The 24,894-nt window shown below is 64.3% G+C and carries 20 protein-coding genes; 11 read left to right on the plus strand and 9 right to left on the minus strand.

From position 1 onward, the window contains the following. The first annotated feature begins 166 nt into the window (after positions 1 to 166). Entirely contained in the window at positions 167 to 2,956 is a 2,790-nt protein-coding gene (locus TSA1_RS11920) for a [protein-PII] uridylyltransferase (RefSeq protein ID WP_100176532.1), read from the plus strand. Between the two features lie 141 nt (positions 2,957 to 3,097). Here TSA1_RS11920 and TSA1_RS11925 read toward each other — a convergent pair whose 3' ends face one another. After that, positions 3,098 to 3,628, minus strand: coding sequence for a methylated-DNA--[protein]-cysteine S-methyltransferase (locus tag TSA1_RS11925; RefSeq protein ID WP_100176533.1), 531 nt, complete (start codon positions 3,626 to 3,628; stop codon positions 3,098 to 3,100). Positions 3,629 to 3,722: 94 nt separating this feature from the next. On the opposite strand from TSA1_RS11925, the gene TSA1_RS11930 reads away from it, so the two are divergent. The 3 genes from TSA1_RS11930 (at position 3,723) to TSA1_RS11940 (ending at position 6,966) form a co-directional block, all read left to right on the plus strand. Continuing rightward, the gene (locus TSA1_RS11930; protein ID WP_181770140.1) at positions 3,723 to 4,085 is read left to right on the plus strand and encodes a DUF1304 domain-containing protein; all 363 of its coding nucleotides are present in this window, start codon (positions 3,723 to 3,725) and stop codon (positions 4,083 to 4,085) included. 162 nt (positions 4,086 to 4,247) lie between these two features. After that, positions 4,248 to 5,474 carry an ABC transporter substrate-binding protein gene (locus tag TSA1_RS11935; protein WP_100176534.1) on the plus strand — a complete coding sequence of 409 codons (1,227 nt, stop codon included), beginning with the start codon at positions 4,248 to 4,250 and terminating at the stop codon, positions 5,472 to 5,474. Positions 5,475 to 5,739: 265 nt separating this feature from the next. Continuing rightward, positions 5,740 to 6,966, plus strand: coding sequence for an ABC transporter substrate-binding protein (locus TSA1_RS11940; RefSeq protein WP_100176535.1), 1,227 nt, complete (start codon positions 5,740 to 5,742; stop codon positions 6,964 to 6,966). A gap of 150 nt (positions 6,967 to 7,116) precedes the next feature. Here the strand turns inward: TSA1_RS11940 and TSA1_RS11945 are convergent, their stop codons facing one another. Beyond that, the gene (locus TSA1_RS11945; RefSeq protein ID WP_100176536.1) at positions 7,117 to 7,542 is read right to left on the minus strand and encodes a DUF1330 domain-containing protein; all 426 of its coding nucleotides are present in this window, start codon (positions 7,540 to 7,542) and stop codon (positions 7,117 to 7,119) included. A gap of 178 nt (positions 7,543 to 7,720) precedes the next feature. Here TSA1_RS11945 and TSA1_RS11950 point away from each other — a divergent pair, with 178 nt between their 5' ends. From TSA1_RS11950 to TSA1_RS11960, 3 genes are all read left to right on the plus strand, one after another. Beyond that, entirely contained in the window at positions 7,721 to 9,937 is a 2,217-nt protein-coding gene (locus tag TSA1_RS11950; protein ID WP_100176537.1) for a transglycosylase domain-containing protein, read from the plus strand. Positions 9,938 to 10,212: 275 nt separating this feature from the next. After that, positions 10,213 to 10,872 (plus strand): hypothetical protein, encoded by a 660-nt coding sequence (locus TSA1_RS11955; RefSeq protein ID WP_100176538.1) that lies wholly within the window; start codon positions 10,213 to 10,215, stop codon positions 10,870 to 10,872. Positions 10,873 to 10,951: 79 nt separating this feature from the next. Continuing rightward, positions 10,952 to 12,385: a serine hydrolase domain-containing protein gene (locus TSA1_RS11960; protein ID WP_245448222.1), complete on the plus strand. Its 1,434-nt coding sequence runs from the start codon at positions 10,952 to 10,954 to the stop codon at positions 12,383 to 12,385. 277 nt (positions 12,386 to 12,662) lie between these two features. Here the strand turns inward: TSA1_RS11960 and TSA1_RS11965 are convergent, their stop codons facing one another. The 4 genes from TSA1_RS11965 to TSA1_RS11980 form a co-directional block, all read right to left on the minus strand. Then, positions 12,663 to 13,502: a M48 family metallopeptidase gene (locus tag TSA1_RS11965; RefSeq protein ID WP_097661541.1), complete on the minus strand. Its 840-nt coding sequence runs from the start codon at positions 13,500 to 13,502 to the stop codon at positions 12,663 to 12,665. Positions 13,503 to 13,719: 217 nt separating this feature from the next. After that, entirely contained in the window at positions 13,720 to 15,048 is a 1,329-nt protein-coding gene (locus TSA1_RS11970) for a polyhydroxyalkanoate depolymerase (RefSeq protein ID WP_100176540.1), read from the minus strand. Between the two features lie 121 nt (positions 15,049 to 15,169). Then, the gene (locus TSA1_RS11975; RefSeq protein WP_100176541.1) at positions 15,170 to 15,988 is read right to left on the minus strand and encodes an ABC transporter permease; all 819 of its coding nucleotides are present in this window, start codon (positions 15,986 to 15,988) and stop codon (positions 15,170 to 15,172) included. A 151-nt stretch (positions 15,989 to 16,139) separates the two neighbouring features. Continuing rightward, a complete protein-coding gene (locus TSA1_RS11980) occupies positions 16,140 to 16,943 on the minus strand; it encodes an ABC transporter ATP-binding protein (protein ID WP_100176542.1) in 804 nt (267 codons plus the stop codon). 106 nt (positions 16,944 to 17,049) lie between these two features. On the opposite strand from TSA1_RS11980, the gene TSA1_RS11985 reads away from it, so the two are divergent. Together TSA1_RS11985 and TSA1_RS11990 are read left to right on the plus strand one after the other, a co-directional pair. Then, complete coding sequence (locus tag TSA1_RS11985) at positions 17,050 to 18,369, plus strand: ActS/PrrB/RegB family redox-sensitive histidine kinase (RefSeq protein ID WP_100176543.1); 1,320 nt, start codon at positions 17,050 to 17,052, stop codon at positions 18,367 to 18,369. A 103-nt stretch (positions 18,370 to 18,472) separates the two neighbouring features. After that, a complete protein-coding gene (locus tag TSA1_RS11990; RefSeq protein WP_097661536.1) occupies positions 18,473 to 19,027 on the plus strand; it encodes an ActR/PrrA/RegA family redox response regulator transcription factor in 555 nt (184 codons plus the stop codon). A 157-nt stretch (positions 19,028 to 19,184) separates the two neighbouring features. On the opposite strand, the gene TSA1_RS11995 is transcribed toward TSA1_RS11990, so the two are convergent. Continuing rightward, positions 19,185 to 19,676, minus strand: a complete 492-nt coding sequence (locus TSA1_RS11995; RefSeq protein WP_100176544.1) for an MmcB family DNA repair protein — start codon at positions 19,674 to 19,676, stop codon at positions 19,185 to 19,187. Between the two features lie 32 nt (positions 19,677 to 19,708). Then, on the minus strand, positions 19,709 to 21,322 hold the full coding sequence (locus TSA1_RS12000; RefSeq protein ID WP_100176545.1) for an alpha-amylase family glycosyl hydrolase: 1,614 nt from the start codon (positions 21,320 to 21,322) through the stop codon (positions 19,709 to 19,711). Between the two features lie 256 nt (positions 21,323 to 21,578). On the opposite strand from TSA1_RS12000, the gene TSA1_RS12005 reads away from it, so the two are divergent. Next, on the plus strand, positions 21,579 to 22,697 hold the full coding sequence (locus tag TSA1_RS12005) for a vWA domain-containing protein (protein ID WP_100176546.1): 1,119 nt from the start codon (positions 21,579 to 21,581) through the stop codon (positions 22,695 to 22,697). Positions 22,698 to 22,785: 88 nt separating this feature from the next. Beyond that, positions 22,786 to 23,466 carry an MBL fold metallo-hydrolase gene (locus TSA1_RS12010; RefSeq protein ID WP_100176547.1) on the plus strand — a complete coding sequence of 227 codons (681 nt, stop codon included), beginning with the start codon at positions 22,786 to 22,788 and terminating at the stop codon, positions 23,464 to 23,466. Between the two features lie 184 nt (positions 23,467 to 23,650). Here the strand turns inward: TSA1_RS12010 and TSA1_RS12015 are convergent, their stop codons facing one another. Beyond that, the gene (locus tag TSA1_RS12015; RefSeq protein WP_100181089.1) at positions 23,651 to 24,817 is read right to left on the minus strand and encodes an extracellular catalytic domain type 1 short-chain-length polyhydroxyalkanoate depolymerase; all 1,167 of its coding nucleotides are present in this window, start codon (positions 24,815 to 24,817) and stop codon (positions 23,651 to 23,653) included. Positions 24,818 to 24,894 lie beyond the last annotated feature (77 nt).

A 24,894-nucleotide genomic window follows, 5' to 3' on the forward strand; every position in this document is an offset into this window, starting at 1 on the left:
ATTGTTTTTCAATGAGTTATATCTAGAGGTCAACGAGAAAATCCGCCCCCAGAAAGCCCGCCGGCCGAGAACAGATTTGCCCGAAGCCGCAGCTTTCCAGCATGGAACGACTATTGCCAGAGAATGGCGGGTGACAGCGCCTGTCACCTCTTATATCCGGTGAGACATGGACAGCGTCACAACTGAGCATAAGGCCGAGGGGGACGATCGTTTCGACACTGCGCGGATCACCGCGGCGGTCGATGCGCTTGCCGAAAAGCACCAGGGACGCGAAGACGCGTTCCGCACGGCCACGGCGCAATTGCTCAAGGCCGAGCTGATCGCGGCACGCGCCGCGGCACAGGAAATCCTCTTGAAGGACCGCCACGGCCGTCGCTGCGCCGAGCGGCTGTGTTACGTCCAGGACGAGATCATCCGCATCCTGTATTCGGCGGCGACCCGTCATCTCTACCGCTCGCCGATCCCGAGCGGCGCCGAGCGCATGGCGGTGGTGGCGACCGGCGGCTACGGCCGCGGCCTGATGGCCCCCGAATCCGACATCGATCTCTTGTTCATCCTGCCCTACAAGCAGACCGCCTGGGGCGAGCAGGTGGCCGAAGCCATCCTCTATTGCCTCTGGGACATGGGGCTGAAGGTCGGCCACGCCACGCGTTCGGTGGACGAGTCGATCCGGCAGGCGCGCGGCGACATGACCATCCGCACCGCGATCCTGGAGACGCGCTTCCTCACCGGCGACAAGCCGCTCTACGAGGAGCTGGTCGCGCGCTTCGACAAGGAGGTGGTGCAGGGCACCGCATCGGAATTCGTCACCGCGAAGCTCGCCGAGCGCGAGGAGCGCCATCGCCGCGGCGGCCAGTCGCGCTACCTGGTCGAGCCCAACGTCAAGGACGGCAAGGGCGCGCTGCGCGACCTGCACACGCTGTTCTGGATCGCCAAATACGTCTACCGCGTGCGCGACACCAGCGAGCTGGTGGAGCGCGGCGTGTTCGACGCGCAGGAATATCGCACCTTCCGCCGCTGCGCCGACTTCCTCTGGTCGGTGCGCTGCAATCTGCATTTCTACTCCGGCCGCGCCGAGGAGCGGCTTTCGTTCGACCTCCAGCGCGAGATCGCAGTGCGGCTCGGCTACACCTCGCATCCCGGCATGCAGGACGTCGAGCGCTTCATGAAGCACTATTTCCTGGTCGCCAAGGAAGTCGGCAACCTCACCGCCATCCTGTGCGCCAAGCTCGAGGACCAGCAGGCCAAGCCGGCGCCGGTGCTGAGCCGGATGATGGCGCGGCTGCGCCCGACCGCGGCGAAGCGGCGCGTCCCCGACAGCGACGACTTCATCGTCGACAACAACCGCATCAACGTCGCTGCGCCCGACGTCTTCAAGCACGATCCGGTCAATCTGATCCGGATCTTCCGCCTCGCGCAGAAGAACAACCTCGCCTTCCATCCGGACGCGATGCGCGACGTGACGCGCTCGCTCGGCCTCATCAACGCGCAGATGCGCGAGAATCCCGAGGCCAACCGGCTGTTCATGGAGATCCTGACCTCCGACAACGCCGAGATCGTGCTGCGGCGGATGAACGAGACCGGCGTGCTCGGCCATTTCATCCGCGCCTTCGGCAAGATCGTCTCGATGATGCAGTTCAACATGTATCATCACTACACCGTCGACGAGCACTTGATCCGCTGCGTCGGTTTCCTCCAGGACATCGAGCGCGGCGGCCTCGATGAATTCGCGCTCGCGAGCGACCTGATGCGCAAAATTCGCCCCGAACACCGGGCGGTGATCTACATCACGACGCTGCTGCACGACATCGCCAAGGGCCGGCCCGAGGATCATTCGATCGCCGGCGCCAAGGTCGCGCGGCGACTCTGCCCGCGGCTCGGCTTCAGCGCCGCCGACACCGAGCTCATCGCCTGGCTGATCGAGGAGCATCTGACGATGTCCACGGTCGCACAGTCGCGCGACCTGTCCGACCGCAAGACCATCGAGAATTTCGCCGCCGTGGTGCAGTCGGTCGAGCAGATGAAGCTGCTGACGATCCTGACCACCGCCGACATCCGCGGCGTCGGTCCCGGCGTGTGGAACGGCTGGAAGGCGCAGCTTTTGCGTTCGCTCTACTACGAGACCGAGCCGGTGCTCACGGGCGGCTTCTCCGAAGTCGATCGCGGCAAGCGCCTCACCGCCGCCTATGCCGAATTCCGCAACGCCTTCGCCGAATGGCCGGCGGAGGAGCTCGACGCCTATATCGGCCGGCACTATCCGGCCTATTGGCTCAAGGTCGAGCTGCCGCGCAAGATCCGCCATGCCCGCTTCGTCCGCTCCAGCGAGCAGGCCGGCCACAAGCTCGCGATCAATGTCGGCTTCGACGAGGTGCGCGGCGTCACCGAGCTGACGATCTTCGCCGCCGACCATCCCTGGCTGCTGTCGATCATCGCGGGCGCCTGCGCCTCGGCCGGCGCCAACATCGTCGACGCCCAGATCTACACCACGACCGACGGCCGCGCGCTCGACACCATCTCGATCTCCAGGGAATACGACCGCGACGAGGACGAGGGACGGCGCGCCACCCGCATCGGCGAGATGATCGAGGACGTGCTGGAAGGCAAGCTGCGCCTGCCCGAAGTGGTGGCGCGGCGCACCGTGCGCAGCAAGGCGCGCCCCTTCGTGATCGAGCCGGAAGTCACCATCAACAACCAATGGTCCGACCGCTACACCGTGATCGAGGTCTCCGGGCTCGACCGGCCCGGCCTGCTCTACGAGCTGACCACCGCGATCTCGAAGCTCAACCTCAACATCGCCTCGGCGCACGTCGCGACCTTCGGCGAGCGCGCCCGCGACGTGTTCTACGTCACCGACCTCCTGGGCGCGCAGATCAACGCGCCGACGCGCCAGGCCGCGATCAAGAGCGCGCTGACCCATGTGATGGCCGGCGACAAGGCGGTCCAGCCGGCGGCGTGACGCTGTCTCGTCGTTCCGGGGCGCGTCTCTTTCCACTCGTCATTCCGGGGCGCCGCATAGCGGCGAGCCCGGAATCCATCAAGCCACCGACGACGCCGACAAATGGATTCCGGGTTCGCGCGCCCCGGAATGACGGCGGAGCTAAACATCCACCCCCTCATGCCTGAGCAGCCAGCGCTTGCGCTCGAGCCCGCCGCCGTATTTCACCAGCGAGCCGTCGGCGCCGATCAGGCGGTGACACGGCAGCACGACGCTGATCGGGTTGGAGCCGTTGGCATGGCCGACGGCGCGAATGGCTTTGGGCATCTCGATCGTCGCGGCCATCGCGCCGTAGCTCATCGTGGTGCCGGCAGGAATCTTCGCCAGCGCAGTCCAGACCTTTTGCTGAAACGGCGTGCCGGCGATGCGCCAGGCGATGTTCGAGAGCTGGCCGAGGTCGCCTTCGAAATAGCGTGACAGGGCGGTCCGGATGTCCACCGGCGCGGATCGATCACTCAGATCGACCGCACCGTAATGCAGCCGCAACAGTTCGCGCATGCGGTGCTCGTAATCGTCCCAGTCGAGCGCGCGCAGCGCACCTGCGGCATCGGTGACGAGCAAGGCGATCCCGATCGGCGTCGTCAGGCGATCGAGGCCGAAGCTCACGGAGGACTTGGTTGATCGGCTGGGCATTGCGGCACCATTGCATCGAACACGGCCATCGCACTTGCCATGCCGGCCATGCTAACGTCCACCCGAAAGCTGACGCTTTTTGGGGGAGCTCATCTTGATCTGGATCGCCAATATCCTGGTGGCGCTGGTCGCCGCGCTGCACGCTTACTTTCTGACCCTGGAGATGTTTCTCTGGGACAAGCCGCTGGGCTTGAAGACATTCCGCAACACGCCCGAGAAGGCGGAGATCACGAAAGTGCTGGCCGCCAATCAGGGGCTCTATAACGGCTTCCTCGCCGCCGGCCTGGTCTGGGGGCTGGTCCACGGCAACCCCGCCTTCGCATTCCAGATCAAGGCGTTCTTTCTGCTTTGCGTGATCGTGGCCGGCGTCTATGGCGCCGCGACCGTCAGCAGCCGCATCCTGATGGTGCAGGCGCTGCCGGCGGCGATGGCGCTGGTTACGTTGTTTCTGGCCTGAACGCCCTGAGCTCGGACTCCGACGCCTGAGACGCTACGGCGCAGCGCTGCGATCCTTGCGCGGCGCCGCACCTTCCTCCACAATCTTCGGCAGCGATGGCAACCGTTGCAATCAACGGGAAAAGACCGTCGACCGGAAATTCCGTCAGGAGGAACAACCAAGATGAACAATCGCAGAGCCTTCATAGCTGCCGCGGCGACGCTCGTCCTTGCGTTCTCCGCGAGCCAAGCGCTTGCCCAGAAGAAATACGACACTGGCGCAACCGACACCGAGATCAAGATCGGCCAGACCGTGCCGTTCTCCGGCGCCTACTCCGTCTACGCCAATATCGGCAAAACCCAGGCCGCCTATTTCAAGATGATCAATGATCAGGGCGGCATCAACGGCCGCAAGATCAATCTGATCCAGTATGACGACGCCTACTCGCCGCCGAAGACGGTCGAACAGGTGCGCAAGCTGGTCGAGGGCGACGAGGTGCTGTTCACCTTCCAGCTGATCGGCACCGCGGCCAACGCGGCCGTGCAGAAATATCTCAACGGCAAAAAGGTGCCGCAGCTGCTGGCTTCGACCGGCGCGGCCCGCTTCAACGATCCCCAGAACTATCCCTGGACCATCGCCTACAATCCCAACTACGTGTCCGAGGGCCGGATCTACGCCAAATACATTCTCAAGGAGCATCCGAACGCCAAGATCGGCGTGCTCTACCAGAACGACGACATGGGCCGCGACTATCTCGCGGGCCTGAAGAGCGGCCTCGGCGACAAGGCCGCCAGCATGGTCGTCGGCGAGGTCTCCTACGAGGTCACCGACCCCACCGTCGACTCCCAGGTGGTCAAGCTGAAGTCGATGGGCGTCGACGTGTTCTTCGACGCTTCGACGCCGAAATTCGCGGCACAGGCGATCAAGAAGCTGGCCGACCTCGGCTGGACGCCGGTGCACATCCTCGACATCAATGCGAGCCCGATCTCGGCGACGCTGAAGCCGGCCGGCCTCGACATCTCCAAGGGCATCATCTCGACCCAATATGGCAAGGAGCCGAGCGATCCGCAGTGGAAGGACGATCCCGGCGTGAAGGCCTTCTTCGCCTTCATGGACAAGTATTTCCCGGAAGGCGACAAGCTCAACACGGTCAACACCTATGCCTATTCGGTGGCCGAACTGCTGGTCCAGGTCCTGAAGCAATGCGGCGACGATCTGACGCGTGAGAACATCATGAGGCAGGTCGCCAACATCAAGGACTTCACCCCGAGCTTCGCCCTGCCCGGCATCAAGATCAACACCGGGCCGAACGACTTCCGCGTCAACAAGCAGATGCAGATGATGAAGTTCAACGGCGAGCGCTGGGAGCTGTTCGGACCGATCATCGAGGACACGGGACCGTCGGGCTAGCACGCCCCTGATACCCCGCCTCTGCCCCGGCAGAGCCACACGGATGCTCCGCACCCACGGTGCGGAGCATCCTTCTTTTCAGGCTGCCCGCGTCGTCAACCTTACCGGAGGACTCCGGCGTCGGTTCGACTAAAGTCGGTTCCGTTGCCAGCATGTAATCTTGCGTCGCAGCAAGGCCTCCGCCACACTCCCCTCCAGCGATGACGTCCGCCGCCGCCACGGCAGCAGAAAGATCGTCTGCGATAACAAACCGAGGAAATTGCGAATGAGGAACGGACTTTTGCATCTGGTCACCGGCACGGCGCTCGCTTTGGCGCTGTCGATCTCGGCGGCCAATGCCCAGAAGAAATATGATCCCGGCGCGTCGGACACCGAGATCAAGATCGGTCAGACCAACCCGTTTAGCGGCCCCGCCTCCGCCTATGCCACGATCGGCAAGACGCAGGCTGCCTATTTCAAGATGATCAACGATCAGGGCGGCATCAACGGCCGCAAGATCAATCTGATCCAGTACGACGACGCCTATTCGCCGCCGAAGGCCGTGGAGCAGGTGCGCAAGCTGGTCGAGAGCGACGAGGTGCTGCTGACCTTCCAGCTGCTCGGCACCCCCTCGAACGCCGCCGTGCAGAAATATCTCAACGCCAAGAAGGTGCCGCAGCTCTTCGCGGCCACCGGCGCCTCGAAGTTCACCGACCCCAAGAACTTCCCGTGGACGATGGGCTTCAATCCCAACTACTTCGTCGAAGGCCGCATCTACGGCCAGTACATCATCAAGAACCATCCGAACGCCAAGATCGGCGTGCTCTACCAGAACGACGATCTCGGCAAAGACTATCTGAACGGCATCAAGGCCGGGCTTGGAGACAAGGCCTCCAGCATGATCGTCTCGGAAGCATCGTACGAGGTGTCCGACCCCACCATCGACTCGCAGATCCTCAAGATCAAGTCGGCAGGCGCCGATCTGTTCTTCAGCGCCACAACGCCAAAACAGGCCGCGCAGGCGATCAAGAAGATCGCCGAGCTCGACTGGCATCCCGTGCACATCCTCGACATCAACGCCACGTCGGTCGGCGCCGTGATGAAGCCCGCAGGACTCGAAGCGTCCAAGGGCGTGATCAGCGTCAACTATGGCAAGGATCCGCTCGATCCAAGCTGGAAGAACGATCCGGGCATGAAGAAATATTTCGAGTTCATGGCCAAGTACTATCCGGACGGCGACAAGGACTCGAGCTTCAACAGCTACGGCTACTCGACCTCGCAGTTGATGGCCTACGTGCTCCAGAAATGCGGCGACGACCTGACCCGCGAGAACGTCATGAAGGTCGCGACCAGCCTGAAGGACGTGGAGCTCGACCTCTCCCTGCCCGGCATCAAGGCCAACACCTCGCCGACCGACTACCGCGTCAACAAGCAGCTTCAGATGATGAAGTTCAACGGCGAGCGCTGGGAGCTGTTCGGCCCGATCCTGGAGGATGCCGGTCCGGCGGGTTAGCTTCCATCGCCGTCATTCCGGGGCGATGCGACAGCATCGAACCCGGAATCTCGAGATTCCGGGTTCGGCGCTACGAGCCGCCCCGGAATGACTGATTGAGAAATCGTGGATGGCCGGGTCAAGCCCGGCCATGACGACGGAGACAGACGTCTACTCCGGTATCTCCCCAAAGTTCTTGCCGACCGGCAGAACGGCATGCCGGATCAGGCGCGAATCCTCCACCGCGGCCTGCCTGTGCTTCACGGCCTCGCGATAGGCGGGATCGCGGATCATCTCGACGAAGGCTCCAACGCTCGGATACTCCGCGATGAAGCAATGGTCCCAGCGCTCGTCCTGCGGGCCGATCAGCATCAGCTCGAACTTGCCCTGCCAGACGATGCGACCGCCGAGACGTTCGAACACCGGGCCACTCTCGCGGCCATAGGCCGCGTAGGCTTCCGCGCCGCTCGCCTTGCGGCCGTCCGGATAGGCCGCCTCTTTCCGCAGCCGCACCAGGTTGAGCATGTGGATCGGACCGGGACGGTCGTTCTCCCGGAACTGCGCGAAGACTTCCTTGGTCGGATCGATATGGCCCATGTGGGTTTCCTCTGGGTGCTTCCTCTTTTTGTGCCGGCGATCCTAGCTCCGGCGCCAAAGGAGCGGAACTGCGGGGTGCGAATGCCCCACCTCCTAATCACGCGTTAACGCCGGGGTAACCGGGCCTTAAACAGCGACCGCTAGCGTGCGGCGGGGCGGGCTGACCGGGCGTTTGCATATGGCGTGGGGAAAGAAAAAGGGTGGGCGGAAGGAGCCGCTGTTCGGCTTGCCCGCGGCGCTCGCCGATCTGCGCCTGACCCCGGCCGATCGCATTCCCGGCGGCGAGGACAAGCCGAAGAAATCAGCAAAATCATCCACCAAGCGCAAGAGCGAGGACGCCGGCGACGAGCCGCCGCGCGAGCGCAAGGCGCCGGCCAGCCGCAGCGGCGCCAAGCGCCGCGCGAAGTCACGCGGCGGGTTCAGTCTCGGTCGCCTGGTCTATTGGGGCGCGGTGCTGAGCCTGTGGGGCGTGATCGCCGTGATCGGCGCCGTGATCTATGTCGGCGCCCATCTGCCGCCGATCCAGTCGCTGGAAATCCCCAAGCGCCCGCCGACGATCCAGATCGTCGGCATTGACGGCAGCATGCTGGCGCAGCGCGGCGAGATGGCCGGTGCCAATATCGCGCTGAAGGATCTGCCGCCCTATTTGCCGAAGGCGTTCATCGCCATCGAGGACCGCCGCTTCTATTCGCATTTCGGCATCGACCCCGTCGGCATTTTGCGCGCCCTCGTCACCAATTTGCTCCATCGCGGCGTCTCGCAGGGCGGCTCGACGCTGACGCAGCAGCTGGCGAAGAACCTGTTCCTGACCCAGGAGCGCACCATGCAGCGCAAGCTGCAGGAGGCGGAGCTCGCGATCTGGCTGGAGCGCAAGCATTCCAAGGACGAGATCCTGGAGCTCTATCTCAACCGCGTCTATTTCGGCTCCGGCGCCTACGGCGTCGAAGCCGCCGCGCAAAGATATTTCGGCAAGTCGGCGAGGAACGTCACCATCGCCGAGGCCGCGATGCTCGCCGGCCTCGTCAAGTCGCCCTCGCGCCTTGCGCCGAACCGCAATCCGGAAGGTGCCGAAGCGCGCGCGCAGATCGTGCTCGCGGCGATGGCGGACGCGAAATTCATCACCGATGCGCAGGCGCAGGCCTCGATCGGCCATCCCTCCTACAACGTGAAGCCGGTCGGTGCCGGCACGGTCAACTACGTCGCCGACTGGATCGGCGAGGTGCTGGACGATCTGGTCGGCCAGATCGACGAAAGCATCAAGGTCGAGACCACCATCGATCCCAAGCTGCAAAGCGTTGCGGAAGCCGCCATCATCGATGAGCTCGCGGCCAAGAGCGTCAAGTTCAACGTCAGCCAGGGCGCGCTGGTGGCGATGACGCCTGACGGCGCGGTGCGCGCCATGGTCGGCGGGCGGAACTATTCCGAGAGCCAGTACAATCGCGCGGTGACCGCCAAGCGCCAGCCGGGCTCCTCGTTCAAGCCGTTCGTCTATCTCACCGCGCTCGAGCAGGGCCTGACGCCGGACACGATGCGCCAGGACGCGCCGATCGAGGTCAAGGGCTGGAAGCCCGAGAACTACACCCACGAATATTTCGGCGCGGTGACGCTGACCCAGGCGCTGGCGATGTCGCTCAACACCGTCGCCATCCGCCTCGGCCTCGAGGTCGGACCGAAGAACGTGGTGCGCACCGCGCACCGGCTCGGCATCTCCTCCAAGCTCGAGCCCAACGCCTCGATCGCACTCGGCACGTCGGAAGTCTCTGTCGTCGAGCTGGTCGGCGCCTATGCACCCTTCGCCAATGGCGGCTTCGCGGTGGCGCCGCATGTCGTGACGCGGATCAGGACGCTCAGCGGCAAGCTGCTCTACATGCGCCAGCCCGACGAGCACACCCAGGTCATCGACCCCCGCTATGTCGGGATGATGAACACGATGATGCGGGAGACGCTGATCTCAGGCACCGCCAAGAAGGCGGAGATCCCGGGCTGGCCGGCCGCCGGCAAGACCGGCACCAGCCAGGATTATCGCGACGCCTGGTTCATCGGCTACACCGCCAATCTCGTCACCGGCGTCTGGCTCGGCAATGACGACAACTCGCCGACCAAGAAGGCCACCGGCGGCGGCCTGCCGGTGGAAGTCTGGACGCGCTTCATGAAGACCGCGCACGAGGGCGTGCCGGTGGCGGCCCTGCCGAGCGCGCCCGGCGGCTGGGGCCTGTCGAATCTCGCGCAGGCCGCATCGCAGGTATCGCCGCCGACGGCGGCCGCGCCCGCACCGGCAGCGGCGAACAACGGCGGCTATCGTCCGCCGCCACCGACGCGCGCCAATGCGCGGCCGGAGGCTGCGGCAGGTCTCGATGGCTGGCTGATGGACCGCCTGTTTGGCGGAAACCGATAGGCTCCGCCTGAGGTCGCCTGCGGCCTCAAGACAAAAACTGCGAAAACAACCCCATGCACAGTAGCCGAGGATAGCGAAATCAACGGCTTGCGCGGACGGCACAGACGCATGAGGCAGGCCTTGAAGTCCGCCGCCACTTCGGCAAGTCCTGCCTATTGCGGCAAGATCAACCGGGGTGTGATCCTCCCCGAAAGCAAAAACACCAGTCTCTTCAAGCGCGCGCCACCGGCCCGGGATTTGCTCTCATAAGTTGAGCGAGTGGGAAGGAGCGTTCCATGATGTCAGGTGTGTCCGGCGCGACGTTGCCCTATCTGCGGCCTGCATCGACGTCCGCTTCCCATGCCGCATCCGGCCTTCAACCGGTGGCACCGGATGAGACCGGCGCTGCCGCGAACGGATTTCGGGTCGACGTCTCGCAGGTGAAGCTGTTGTCGGGCGCCAAGCCGATTTCGGTGGCGGATAATCCTGTCCTGCATGACCTCATGGCCACGAACTGGCTGATGACTCACGGCGCGAACGCGACGCAACCGACCGTCTCGGACGATGCACCGGAGAACACCTACGCTCAGGTCAAGGTCGACGGCCGGGTGGTGGCCACGCTGTACAATGGCGGCTCCTCGACCATGACCAATGCGGCGGCAGCCAACATCGGCAAGCTTGAGGATCCTCCCGGCTTGGCCGGGCCGGATCTCGCGCAGTGGCGAGCCGACCAATATGCCGCGCGGCTTGGCGGCACCGTCGAGAAGGCATCCACCGCGATCACGCAAGCGCAATGGACGCCGCGTGAAAGCAGATCCACGGCCTATAGCCGCCAGCAACTCGACGCCGCCTTCCAGGCGATGCTGGCGGAGGGGCAAAAGGCCAGCGCGCAACGGCAATCGTCCTATCCGGCCTCACGCACGCAGGCAGGAACGAGTGCGGATTTCAGTGCATGAGGGTTGCCTGAGGCCGCTGAGCGCGCGTCGGCCGGAATCCAAAAAAATACGTCGACGGGCGTTCTGCCTGGCGCCGTCAATGAGTATTGTGCTGCGATCAGGTGAAGCGCGCAGCGCGTGGGATCCGATGTATATGCGCCAGATTGTTTTCGCCGTCGTGCTGCTCGGCGTTTTGGTTCGGTTCGGGGCTGCCGCAGCCGAGGATGGCTTTCCGGCAGCGGAGTGGGAGCGCGTCACCCCTGCAGAATCGGGCTGGTCAGAGACCGAATTGGCCCAAGCGCGATCCTTTTCGGATCAGATTCGCTCGAGCGCGGTTGTGATCGTTCAGCACGGAAAGGTGGTCGCCGAGTGGGGCAATACGACGAAGCCGATGGAACTCGCCTCCATCCGCAAGAGCGTGCTCAGCGCCCTGATCGGCATCGCGGTGTCGGATCGCCTGATCAACCTCGACAGCACGCTTGGCGAACTCGGCATCGACGATAATCCGCCTGGCTTGACCGGAATCGAGAAGGGCGCGACGGCGCGCGAACTCCTCCAAGCGCGCTCCGGGGTCTACCACGCGGCGCTCTATGAGACGCCGGACATGGCCAAGATGAGACCGCCGCGCGGCAGCCACCCGCCCGGGACCTTCTGGTATTACAACAATTGGGACTTCAACGCGCTCGGCACGATCTACGAGCACGCAACTGGCAACGGCATCTTCGAGGCGCTCGACCAAAAGATCGCAAAGCCAATCGGCATGCAGGACTACCGGCCACAGGATGGCAGCTATATCCGCGGCGAAGCCTCTATCCACCCCGCCTATGAGACCCGGATGAGCGCACGGGACTTGGCGCGTTTTGCACTTCTCTATCTGCACAAAGGCAATTGGGCCGGGCACCAGATCGTGCCCCGGGACTGGGTCGAAGAGAGCACGCGTAGCCATTCGAGAGCCGCGTTAGGGATGGGCTATGGCTATCTCTGGTGGATCGGTTTTCTGGGCGGTGCCGTTGCGCCTACGGTCACTTTGCCGGAGGGCAGCTTTATGGCCCAGGGATCCGGCGGCCAATACGCCTTGGTCGTGCCCGCGCTCGACCTCGTCGTGGTGCATCGTGTCGACCGCGACATGCCCTTCACCGAACCGACCATGCGTAGCATTGGCAGGCTCTTCTGGCTGATCCTGAAAGCCGAAGGCTATGATCCCGGGCCCGATGCCTCGCTCACCGCAGCGGCCGGCGAACGACCGACAGGCGAGACCCTGGCCGCAAAATTCCAGGGCAAGACGATCAGCTTCGGTACCAAGCTCAGGAATGGCCCGTTCACGATGCGATTCGAGCCCGACGGCCGGATGACCTATCCGCACTGGGACGAGTCCCTTGGACCTAAGGCCGGGACATGGACGGTCGTGGAGGACAAGCTCTGTATCTTGGGTGCCAGACGTCGCTGCTACATTCCCGTGCTGAACGGTGAGCAGATTGAGTTGTTCGACCAGCTTGGTGTCATGCAAATCGCCGGGGTGACGCTGCCTCAGTGATCTGCGTGCAGCTATCGGCTCGCGACGTCTGTTGAGGGTCATGCACGACAAACGCTTCGACAGGACCAAGCAATGCCGTCTGGTGGCGATGCGCTAAAGCGCGATGAGATCTGGATGAATCGCCATCGCGCTTTAGGTTATTGTTTGCGCATGATCTTTCCGGAAAACCGCTTCGCACTTTTCCGGATCATGCTTTAGGACAAGCGCGCCGCCAACGACCTTGCATTTGTCCAGCTGGCGTCAATCCGGTCGCGGCTGCGCCTTGACGAGCCGCGCCCTAGTCTTCGACCCCGTAGCGGTGCAGATCGTTGCCATACGTGTCGAGCCACTTCTTGGCGCGCTCCATCGACGGGCAGACCTTGCCGCAGACGCGCCAGAACCGTGCCGAGTGGTTCATCTCGACGAGATGGGCGACCTCGTGCGCGGCGAGATAGTCGAGCACGAAGGGCGGCGCGAGGATCAGGCGCCAGGAGAACGACAGCGAGCCGGCCGAGGTGCAGGAGCCCCAACGGCTGGACTGGTCGCGGATCGACAGGCGCTTGACCCGGACACCGAGCTCGGCGGCGTAGGCCTCTGCCGAACGCTGCAGATCGCGGCGCGCCTCGCGCTTGAGGAAATCGCTGACGCGGCGGTCGACATGCTCGAGCCCGCCGGCGACGCAGAGGATGCGTTCACCGCTGTCGCGCACCTCCGTCCACACCGTGCCGCGCGTGCCGGCGCGATGAACGATACGATGCGGCGTGCCGCGCAGCGGTATCACCGTGCCCGGCTGGAACGGCGCAGCCTTCGGCAAGCGACCGAGACGTGCGGCGATCCACGCACCGTGACGCTGCGCGAAGTCCTTGGCTTCGGCCAGCGTGCCGCGCGGTGGCATGGTGAGGATGGCTTCGCGATCGCTCGGATGAATTCTGAGCGTATAGCGGCGCGCGCGGCGATGCCGGCGCAATCGGATGGCAAAAAATTGCGATCCGTGGGTGATGACCAGGGTCTTTGGCTCGTGGGGCCGCCGATAGAGGAGAGCGCGAGTGGCCATGTCTGTCAGTCCGGGGGGCAGGAGGGCGCCCGGATTCTGCCATAACCGCCGCCAGGGAAAGCGCTCGGCGCAAAAACAAATCATTTGCCCAATATACAGCGGGTTGGCGTCCGGGAGACCCTACAGACTGGGGTCGGAACCGGCTTTTTTCGCCCCCGCTGGACGCATGCGACACCCCCAAGGGGTGAGGATGGACTCACTCCTATAAGGCTACCTAAATACCGCGAATCTGGCGGGAACTCGGCCCCTTCCGGAGCCTCCGGCCGGGCCTGATTTTCGACGGGAAAGCCGAAACGAGAGGTTATTCGGCGGCGCGCGCCTGCAATGAGCTCGGATTCGCTGCTGAGACCATGAAATCATGAATCCGCGGCACGATTTCCGACTTGAAGCGTGAGCCGTTGAACACGCCGTAATGTCCGACGCCCTTCTGGACGTAATGAACGCGGCGATGATCGGGGATCGCGCTGCACAGCGCGTGCGTCGCTTCGGTCTGACCAAGACCGGAAATGTCGTCATTCTCGCCTTCGACCGTCATCAGCGCGACGCGCGTGACCTTGGAGGGATCGACGCGTGTTCCACGATGGGTCATCTCGCCCTTGGGCAGCGAGTGCTTCACGAACACGGTGTCGACGGTCTGGAGGTAATACTCGGCGGAGAGGTCCATCACCGCGAGGTATTCGTCGTAGAACTCGCGATGCTTGTCGACGAGGTCGCCGTCGCCCTTCACCAGATGGGCGAAGAGCTGCTTGTGGGCGTCCATGTGCCGGTCGAGATTCATGCTGATGAAGCCGTTGAGCTGCAGGAATCCCGGATAGACGTCGCGCATCATGCCCGGATGCGGAAACGGCACCTTGGTGATGACATGGTTGCGGAACCAGTCGATGCCGCGCTCCTGGGCGAGATTGTTCACCGCAGTCGGATTGCGACGGGTGTCGATCGGGCCGCCCATCAGCGTCATCGACGTCGGCACGAAGGGATCGCGCCGCGCTTCCATGATCGAGACCGCGGCAACGACGGGCACGGAGGGCTGGCACACCGCCATGACGTGGGTGTTGCCGCCGAGCACGTGCAGCATCTCGATGACGTAATCGATGTAATCGTCGAGATCGAAGCGACCGTCGCTGAGCGGCACCATGCGGGCGTCGGCCCAATCGGTGATGTAGACCTCATGCGCGGGCAGGAAGGCCTCGACCGTACCGCGCAGCAGCGTCGCGTAATGGCCGGACATCGGCGCGACGATCAGCACGCGCGGCTGCGGGCTGCGCAGCGGACGGGTGAACTTGCGATCGAAGTAGAGCAGCCGGCAGAACGGCTTTTCCCAGACCGAGCGGACCTCGACGGGGACGCGGATGCCGTTGACCTCGGTGTCGTCGAGACCCCATTCCGGCTTGCCGTAGCGGCGCGTGGTGCGCTCGAACAATTCGCAGGCCGCGGCGACCGACTTGCCGACCTCGGTGCGCGTCCAGGGATTGAGCGGATTTTGAAACAGCAGCTTGGTCGCGTCCGTGACGGCACGCGCCGGATTGAGAGCGGCGTGCGCCATCTCGTACATCCAGTACATCGGCGTCGTCAGGACCGGACTGCCTTCAGCCGCCAGGGGCGGCGCGCCGCCAAACTCACCAATGGGCATCGCTATATCCTTCTTCGCATCGCAGCATACTGCCGAATGCGTAATATTGCGTCAATGCATGGTTCCGTACATCTACGTAGCCGAAACGGCTAAACCTACCCGAATCCACGAGAAAGTGACGCTATTCGCCGCCGGACAGCAGCGAGCCCTGTCGCTTGGCGCTGCGCAAAAGGGCAAGGAATGCCCAAAAGGATGCACCCAGAAGCACGGCATTGATGGCCAGCGCAGCCAACATCAGGTCGGCGCGGAAGGTGTTCTCGATCAGGAGCGCGCGCATTCCTTCGAACACGTAGGTCGGCGGCAGCGTCCATGCGACGTATTGCAAGAACACCGGCAGCACGCTGACGGGATAGTAGATGCAGGCGAGCGGCATGATCGCGAACATCAAGGTCCAGACGATGCTCTCGGCGCCGAGGCCGTTGCGCAGCACGAGGCCCGAGACGAAGATGCCGACCGACCAGCTCGTGAAGATCAGATTGCAGAAGAAGGCGATCAACGGCAGGCCGAGCGCGTAGACGTTGAAGTGAAACAGGAACAGCGCCAGCAGCGTCATCGGAATCACCCCGATCGCGAGCCGGATCAGGCTCATGACCATCAGCGACAGCAGAAACTCGATCGGCCGGAGCGGGCTCATCATGAGGTTGCCGAGATTGCGCGCCCACATCTCCTCCAGGAACGAGATGGAGAAGCCGAGCTGGCCGCGGAACAGGATGTCCCAGAGGATGACGGCCCCGATCAGCGTGCCGCCGGCGCGCGCGAAGAAGCTGGAGTTCTCGGCGATGTAATATTGGATGAAGCCCCAGGTGATGACCTGCAGCGCCGGCCAATACAACAGCTCGAGCAGCCGCGGCCAGGACGACAGCAGCAGGTACCAGTAGCGCAGGATCATCGCGCCGATGCGGTGGGCGGAGATGCCGCGGTGGAGGGGGAGAGAGGTCATGGCAGCTCCTTCATCTTAAAAGGAGCCGTCATTCCGGGGCGATGCGTAGCATCGAGCCCGGAATCCATCGGCCCGCAGCAAACGTCGCGAAATGGATTCCGGGCTCGCGCTCCGCGCGCCCCGGAATGACGGCCGAGACACGAGAGCCCCCTCACCTCGCCACCTCCTTCGCGCCGTTCACCCGGCCGCGCGCAACGTCCAGGAACACCTCCTCCAGATTGGTGCGGTTGTAGCGAGCCATGATCGCCCGGGGCGTATCGTCGTCCTCGATGCGGCCGCGTTTCATGATGATGACGCGGTCGCAGAGCCGCTCGACCTCGAGCATGTTGTGCGACGCCAGAAGGATGGTGGCGTTGTTGTCGCGGCGATAACGCTCCAGATGCGCCCGCACCCAGTCGGCGGTATCCGGGTCGAGCGAGGCGGTCGGCTCGTCCAGAAGCAACAGCTCGGGCTGATTGATCAGCGCCTTCGCCAGCGCGACGCGGGTCTTCTGCCCGGCGGACAGCTTGCCGTTGGCGCGGTCCAGGAATTCGGTGAGGTCGAGATCGTCGGCGAGCGCGGCGATCCGCTCCGACAGGTTCTTCACCGCATAGAGCTTGCCGAACACGGTGAGGTTCTGCCGCACCGTGAGCCGCATCGGCATGTCGACATAAGGGCTCTCGAAGTTCATCCGCCCCAGCACCGCGGCGCTCTCTGCGGGCATCTCGTGACCGAGCACCTGCACGCGGCCGGAGGTCGGCAGCACCAGGCCCATGATCATCGCGATGGTCGTGGTCTTGCCGGCGCCGTTGCCGCCCAGCAGCCCGGTGATGCTGCCGCGCGGCAGGACAAAGGAGATATCGTCGACGGCCCGGGTCTGCTTGTAGACCTTGACGAGGTGATCGACCGCGATCGCCGCGGGCAAGCTGCGCTCCGCGACAGTCGGCCGACTTGAAGCCTCGTCATTCTCCGTCATGCTGACCGTTCTTCTGCTATTGCGGCAGGGAGCGCAAGGCTTGTAATCCGGTGGTTCCGCGAGCCCAGCGTTTGTGAGCTTAGAAGGCACCGCCACATTGGCCGATATGACCGAAATTGCCGCCTCCAACTTCCGCCATGCGCAGCGGCATATCCGCCTCGATACAATCCTGCGGCTGCGCTGGCTCGCGGTGCTGGGCCAGCTGGCCGCAATCTTCATCGTGGCACAGGGTCTGGAATTCAACGTCGAGATCGTCCCCTGCGTCAGCATCATCGCCCTGTCGGCATCACTGAATCTGGCACTCCAGACTGCAGCCAATCCGATGCACCGGCTGGAGCCGATACAGGCGGCCGGACTGCTGGCGCTGAATATCGTGGAACTGGCCGGCCTGTTGTTCTTCACCGGGGGCTTGCAGAACCCGTTCTCGTTCCTGTTCCTCGCGCCGGTGCTGATCTCGGCCACGGCGCTGCCGGCACGCTTCACGTTCGGCCTCGGCGTGCTCGCCGTGGCCTGCGCCTCGGTGCTGTTCTTCTTCCATCTGCCGCTGCCCTGGGATTCCGACGATCCGCTGGTGCTGCCGCCGATCTATCTGGTCGGCGTCTGGCTCTCGATCGTGCTCGCGATCGGCGTCACCAGCCTCTACTCGTTCCAGGTGACGGAAGAGGCGCGCAAGCTCGCGGACGCGCTGGCCGCGACCGAGCTGGTGCTGACGCGCGAGCAGCACCTGACCCAGCTCGACGGGCTTGCCGCTGCCGCCGCGCACGAGCTCGGTACGCCACTCGCCACGATCTTCCTGATCTCGCGCGAGCTGGAAAAGACGGTGAAGGACGCCAGCATCGCCGCCGACCTGAAGACGCTGCGCGAGCAGACCCAGCGCTGCCGCGACATCCTGAGCAAGATCACCCAGCTCTCCACCGACGCACCGTTCGACCGCATGAAGCTGTCGGAGCTGATCGAGGAGGTGGTGGCCCCGCACCGCGATTTCGGCGTCGAGATCAAGGTGCGGATCGCGGTTGCCGCCGTGTCCGAGCCGGTCGGCTCACGCAATCCGGCGATCCTCTACGGCGTCGGCAACATCGTCGAGAACGCGGTCGATTTCGCCCATACCACCGTCGAGGTGAACGCGTGGTGGAACAAGGACAATATCGAGCTCGTGATCTCCGACGACGGCCCCGGCATTCCCCCCGACATCCTGAACCGGATCGGCGAGCCTTATCTGTCGCGGCGGCGCCCCCAGGATGACGGCGGCGGCGAGCGGCGCGGCCTGGGGCTCGGCGTGTTCATCGCGCGCACCTTGCTGGAGCGCACCGGCGCCAAGGTCTCGTTTACCAACCGGACCTTCCCGGAACACGGCGCGGTGGTCCACATCACGTGGCCGCGAGAGCGTTTTGAGGCTATCGAGGCGCTCGAAGAAACAATAGGATAGGCCGCGACCTTGCGTCGCACGACGGGGCCGATCGACTATCGGCGGCCTTGGCACCGCCCGATTGCGAGGCCATATGTAGACGCGTTGGAGAGAGGAAAAAACCTTGAACGCCATCGCCGAACTGAACGAACAGACCGACCGCTCGCTGCTCATCGTGGAAGACGACAAGCCGTTCCTGGAGCGCCTGTCGCGCGCCATGGAGACGCGCGGCTTTGCGGTGACGTCATGCGACACCGTCTCGGACGGTCTTGCGCAGATCGGCAAGGCGGCCCCCGCGTTCGCCGTGGTCGACTTGCGGCTCGGCGACGGCAACGGCCTCGATGTGGTCTCGGCGCTGAAGAAGAAGCGCCCGGATGCGCGGGCGATCGTGCTGACCGGCTACGGCAACATTGCCACTGCCGTCACCGCGGTGAAGATGGGCGCGATCGATTATCTCTCCAAGCCCGCGGACGCCGACGACGTCGTCGCCGCGCTGCTGTCGACCAGCGCGGAGAAATCCGAACTGCCGGCCAATCCGATGTCGGCCGACCGCGTGCGCTGGGAGCACATCCAGCGCATTTACGAAATGTGCAACCGCAACGTCTCGGAAACCGCGCGCCGCCTCAACATGCACCGCCGGACGCTGCAGCGCATTTTGGCCAAGCGCGCGCCGCGGTAAGCTTCAACGGCTCTCGTGCCCCGGACGCAGCGCAGCGCTTCTTCAGCGGTGCGCTGCAGAGCCGGGGCCCATGACTCAGCATACATTTAACCTTCTGGGTCCCGGCTCTGCGCAGCAGCGTTTCACGCTGCAGCGCGTCCGGGACACGAGGCCGCCGCTACTCCCAGAACTCCGCATGGCCTTGCGGATCGACCAGACGGTTGATCCGCAGCGCCGCCGCCATTCCAAACCGCACCGTCATTTGCTTGCGCGTGGCGGCGGCGAGCTTGTGCTCGGGCGCCTCGCAATGCATGTGCGCGCCATAGGCGTCGGCGACGATCAGGCCGGTCTCCGCAGGAAAGATCTCGCACGGCAGATCCTGCGTGAAGGCGAAGAACAGCCGGTCGCAATGGGCGCGGTATTCGTGCCATTTCTGGTCGGCGCGCAGATCCTCCACCGACGATTTGATCTCGACGATCCAGATCTCGCCGCGCTCGTTCAGCGCAACGAGATCGGCGCGCCGGCCCGAGGGCAACGGCAATTCGCTGATGCAGGAGAAGCCGAGCGAGCGCAGCAGCCGCGACGTGCCGCGCGCGATCGCGAGCGCCGTCTCGGATTGGCGGCGATCGGGTGGTGGCACGAGGGCGATGTTGCGGGCGGCGTTGTCCATGGGTGGAAGGATAGCCGATTCCATGGGGCTCGTCATTCCGGAGCGCGCGCAGGTGGAGCGACGATGACGCCCTCATTGCCCCTGAGATCGAGCACGCCTTCGATCCGCTCGCCCTCGCGATCCAGGAACGTCGACAGCAAGATACTGCTGCCGAACTTGATCGCACTCGTCGTCACCGCAATCGGGTCCGGGCCGAGATTGAGCGCCGCGATCACCGCCCAGCCCTCGGCCTCGCGGCGATAGACCAGCAGGTCGCCTTGCGCGGCGATCGGATGATACTCGCCTGCGACCAGCGGCGGACAGCTCTTCCGCAAGCCGATCAGACGCTTGTAGAGGCTGAGGATCGAGCGAGAATCGGCTTCGAGATTGACGACATTGTCACGCACATAATGCTCCGGCAGCGGCAGCCACGGCCGCGCCGTGGAGAAGCCTGCAAATTCGGTCGCGTCCCACTGCATCGGGGTGCGGCAGCCGTCGCGGCCGACGCCGATGCCGGGCACGTTCTTCTCGAAGGGATCGCGCACGTCCTCCGGCGCGATCGCCACCTGGTGCATCCCGATCTCGTCGCCATAATAGAGCGTCGGCGTGCCGCGCAGCGTCAGCAGCAGCATGGCGGCGATGCGGGCCTGGTCGCTGCCGATGCGGCTGGCGACACGCGGACGATCATGGTTGCCGAGCACCCAGTTCGGCCAGGCGCCGCGCGGCAGCGCCTTCTCGTAATCCTCGATGATCTTCTCGATCGAGCGCGCGCTCCAGAAGGTCGACAGCAGCGCGAAATTGAACGGCATCTGCGCGCCGGTGAGGTCGTTGCCGTAATAGGCCATGAGACGGTGCAGCGGCAGATAGATCTCGCCGATCAGAACGCGCGCGCGATAGGCATCGGTGACGCGCCGCATCTCGGCGATGACGTCGTGCACCTCGTCCTGGTCGGTGGAATATTGCGTCAGGATCTTTTCGTTCGGCGGCCGGCCCTCGACATAATGCGGGTTCGGCGGATTGTCGCGGAATTCGGCGTCCTTGATCAAATGCCAGATCACATCGACACGAAAGCCGTCGACGCCCTTCTCCAGCCAGAACCGCATCGCGTCGTAGATGGCGTTGCGGACATCCGGGTTACGCCAGTTGAGATCGGGCTGCTGGGCGAGGAAGGCATGATAGTAGTACTGACCCGTGGTCTCGTCGAAAGCCCACGCGCTGCCGCCGAATTCGGACAGCCAGTTGTTGGGCACGCCGCCGTCGCCCGCTGGATCGCGCCAGATGTACCAGTCGCGCTTGGGATTGTCGCGCGAGGCGCGGCTCTCGACGAACCAGGGATGCTGATCGGAGGTGTGGTTCGGCACGAGATCGAGGATCAGCTTCAGGCCGTTGTCATGGACGGCTGCGATCAGCGCATCGAAATCCGCCATCGTGCCGAACAGCGGCTCGATCCCGGTGTAGTCCGAGATGTCGTAGCCGAAATCGGCCATTGGCGAGGGAAAGATCGGCGACAGCCAGATCGCGTCGACGCCGAGGGACTTCACGTAAGGCAGCCGCCGCAAAATGCCGGCGAGATCGCCGACGCCGTCGCCGTTCGAGTCCTGAAACGAGCGCGGGTAGATCTGGTAGAAGATGCCGTCGCGCCACCAATTGTCGTCGCCCTGAGCCAAATCGTCCCCCGAATGTCCTTCGCGCGGACAGCAACGCCGGATCGCGCCAGCGGTTCACAGGAACGGACAAACGAACAGGGCTTTGGGACGGCGATGTGACGCGTGCAGCGCGGCATGCCGTCGTCCGACGCCGCATGTTCAGGGTTCCCCGGGAAACGCCGCAATTTCGCGCCGGTTGCGCCTTCGTTCCGGCTTCAGGCCACCGCGATGCCAGTGGAACCTTGGTTCCGAGGGACGAAACCACTGGAGGGACCCGATGAGGTCACGCATCACACTGTGCTCGCTCGCCTTCGCACTCGCCACCATGCCGCTTGCGGCAGGACTGTCTCCCGCCCAGGCCAAGCCAACCGTTGAGGTCGCCTTCGTGCTCGACACCACGGGCTCGATGGCCCGCCTGATCGAAGGTGCCAAGCGCAAGATCTGGTCGATCGCCACCACGATCGTCGATTCCAATCCGGACGCCGACATCCGCATGGGCCTCGTCGCCTATCGCGACATCGGCGACGATTACGTGACGTCGAAGATCGAGCTGACCCGCGATATCCAGGATCTCTACGCCAATTTGCTGGAGCTGAAGGCGCGCGGCGGCGGCGACTGGCCCGAAAGCGTCAACGAGGCGCTCGACGTCGCCGTCAACAAGCTGCAATGGACCGCCGGCGGCGACGTCAGGCACATCGTCTTCCTGGTCGGCGATGCCCCGCCGCACATGGACTACGCGCAGGACACCAAATATCCGACCACCCTCGCGGTCGCCCGGCAGAAGGACATCATCGTCAATGCCGTGCTCGCCGGCGATGCCCGCGATACCGAGCGGGTGTGGCGCGACATCGCCCAGATCGGCAGCGGCCGCTTCATCCCGATTCCGCAGGATGGCGGGCAGGTCGTGGTGATCGAGACGCCGTACGACCAGGACATCATCATCCTGCAACAGCAGCTCAACGACACGGTGATCCCCTATGGCCCGCGCGAGCGGCAACGGCACACCGAGCTGAAGCTGCGGCAGACGGCCAGCGTGGCGGCATCCGCACCGTCAACGGCCAGCGACATGGCGAGCTATATCAACAAGCGATCCGCCTCGACCTCCGAAGCGGTCACCGGCGGCGGCGACCTCGTCGCCGATGCGGCCAAGGGCACCACCAGCGTCGCCGCGGTCAAGGATGCCGACCTGCCCGACAATCTGCGCGCCATGAAGCCCGAGCAGCGCGAGGCCGAGGTGGCCAGGCAGGTCGGGCAGCGCAAGGCCTTGAACGAGAAGCTCACCGCGCTGGTCGGCCAGCGCGACAAATACATCGCCGAGCAGGCGGCGAAATCGCCCAAGGCCTCGACCTTCGACGGTGTCGTCCGGGAGACGTTGAAGGCGCAGATCAAGCGGTAATCGCAGGGGCCCGGGGAACGATCGTTCCCCGGGGCCTTCACCCGAATCTTTTGCTTGGCGGCATGGCAAAAATCGGCATTGTGGCGCCATGACCGAGCAAAATGACACTCAAGACTCCTCGCAAGCCAAGGCCGGCGCGATCATCGTCCCGGTGACGCTGTTCGAGCAGAACTGCACCATCATCTGGAACGAGCCGTCCAAGAAGGCCGTGGTGATCGATCCCGGTGGGGACGTGCCGAAGATCCTCGACGCCATCAAGCAGACCGGCGTCACAGTGGAGAAGATCTGGCTGACCCATGGCCATATCGACCATGTCGGCGGCGCCGCGGATTTGCGCGATGCGCTGAAGGTGCCGATCGAGGGGCCGCACGAAGCGGACAAGTTCCTGCTCGACAATGTGGTCGCGAGCGGCGCGCGCTTCGGCATGACCGGCGTACGCAACTTCGCGCCGGACCGCTGGCTCAACGAGGGCGACACCGTGTCGATCGGCGATCTCTCGTTCGACATCCTGCATTGCCCCGGCCATTCACCGGGCAGCGTGGTGTTCTTCAACAAGGACTTGCGTTTTGCCCATGTCGGCGACGTTCTGTTCGCCGGCTCGGTCGGGCGGACCGATCTGCCCGGCGGCAGTCACGCGACCCTGATCAACTCGATCCTGACCAAGCTGCTGCCGCTCGGCGACGACGTCGGCTTCATCTGCGGCCACGGCGCAGGCTCGAGCATCGGCCAGGAGCGGATGACCAATCCGTTCATCACCGGCGAGATGTGAGGCCCACGACAGGCTCCGCTGTCATCCCGGACAAGCGCAAGCGCAGATCCGGGATCCATAACCCCACGGCGATGTGGTTACGGGGACTCGGAGCTACCTCTTCGTGCCCAACTTGTCCTTTGGCTATGGGTCCCGGATCTGCGCGCGCTTGTCCGGGACAACGGCTGAAATGCGTGTCGTCCAACTACTTCATCAGCCCCGCAGCGGTCAGTGCGCGCGTGATGATCTGGCCGAGGTCGAAGCCGCGAGCTTCCTGCTTCCGCTCGGCGGACTCGTCAGCAACCGCTGTGCGGATCGAGCGGGCGAGATGCGGCGCGGGTGAAAGTGCCGGCTTCGCGACAGGCTTGGCTTCCGCCTTTGCAGCGTCGGCGATCCAGTCGGTGAGGCCGAAGAACTTTGCGATGTGGTAGGATGAGGAAATGCCGGCTTCGATCAGAAATGCGCCTTCGACGCCATAGCGCTGATCGTTGTCGGCGAGCCCAAGCGGCGTGCCATGCGCCATGTCGGTGATGGCGTAGGACTCGACCAGGGTCTCGCCGTCCCTGCCCCACCAGGCCTGGCGCGGATAGCCGTCGACATTGGTCTCCGCCATCGGCGCTTCCGGCAGATCGTGCAGATCGAGCCATTGCTTGACGATCTCGTTGGCGTTGCCGGGATTGACGGTGCGGTCGGCACTGCCGTGCCACACCGAGATTTTCGGCCAGGGGCCGCGATGAGCCGAGGCGTTGCGCACGAGATCGCCGAGCTCGCGCGCCGGACGCACCGGGGAATGAAACATGCCGTCGAGCGCCTCACGCAGATTCGAGGCGATGCCATAGGGCAATCCGGCGATGACCGCGCCGGCCGCGAAGACTTCCGGATAGGTCGCGAGCATCACCGACGTCATGCCGCCGCCGGCGGATAGGCCGGTGATGAAGACCTGCCTGGGATCGATGCGATGTGCCCCGACCGTGTGCGCGATCATCTCGCGGATCGAATGTGCCTCGCCGCTGCCTCGCGCCGTGTCTTCCGGGTTGAACCAGTTGAAGCAGGTATTGCCGTTGTTGATGCGCTGCTGCTCGGGCATCAACAGCGCGAAGCCATAGTGCTGAGCCAGTGTCGACCAGCCGGCGCCGAGGTCGTAAGCCGCTGCGGTCTGGCCGCAGCCATGCAGCACGACGACCAGCGCACGCGGCTTCTGCAACCGCGCCGGGACGAATGCGAACATGCGCAAGGCTCCGGGATTGTCGCCGAAGCCCGTGACCTCTTCCAACGGACTGGACGCATCCGCGCGGCGACCGAGCTCGGCAAAGCGCAGACCGTCCAGCCTCGGCAGACGTCTCAACAGATCGACATTTCTGGCTAACGACACGGCAAATTCCTGGTGGGCAACGTTCAACGTCCAGCCAAACCAGATAGTTGCTGCATTGCAAAATAAAAAGACCGTGC

It is taken from the genome of Bradyrhizobium nitroreducens (assembly GCF_002776695.1).
Lineage (GTDB): Bacteria > Pseudomonadota > Alphaproteobacteria > Rhizobiales > Xanthobacteraceae > Bradyrhizobium > Bradyrhizobium nitroreducens.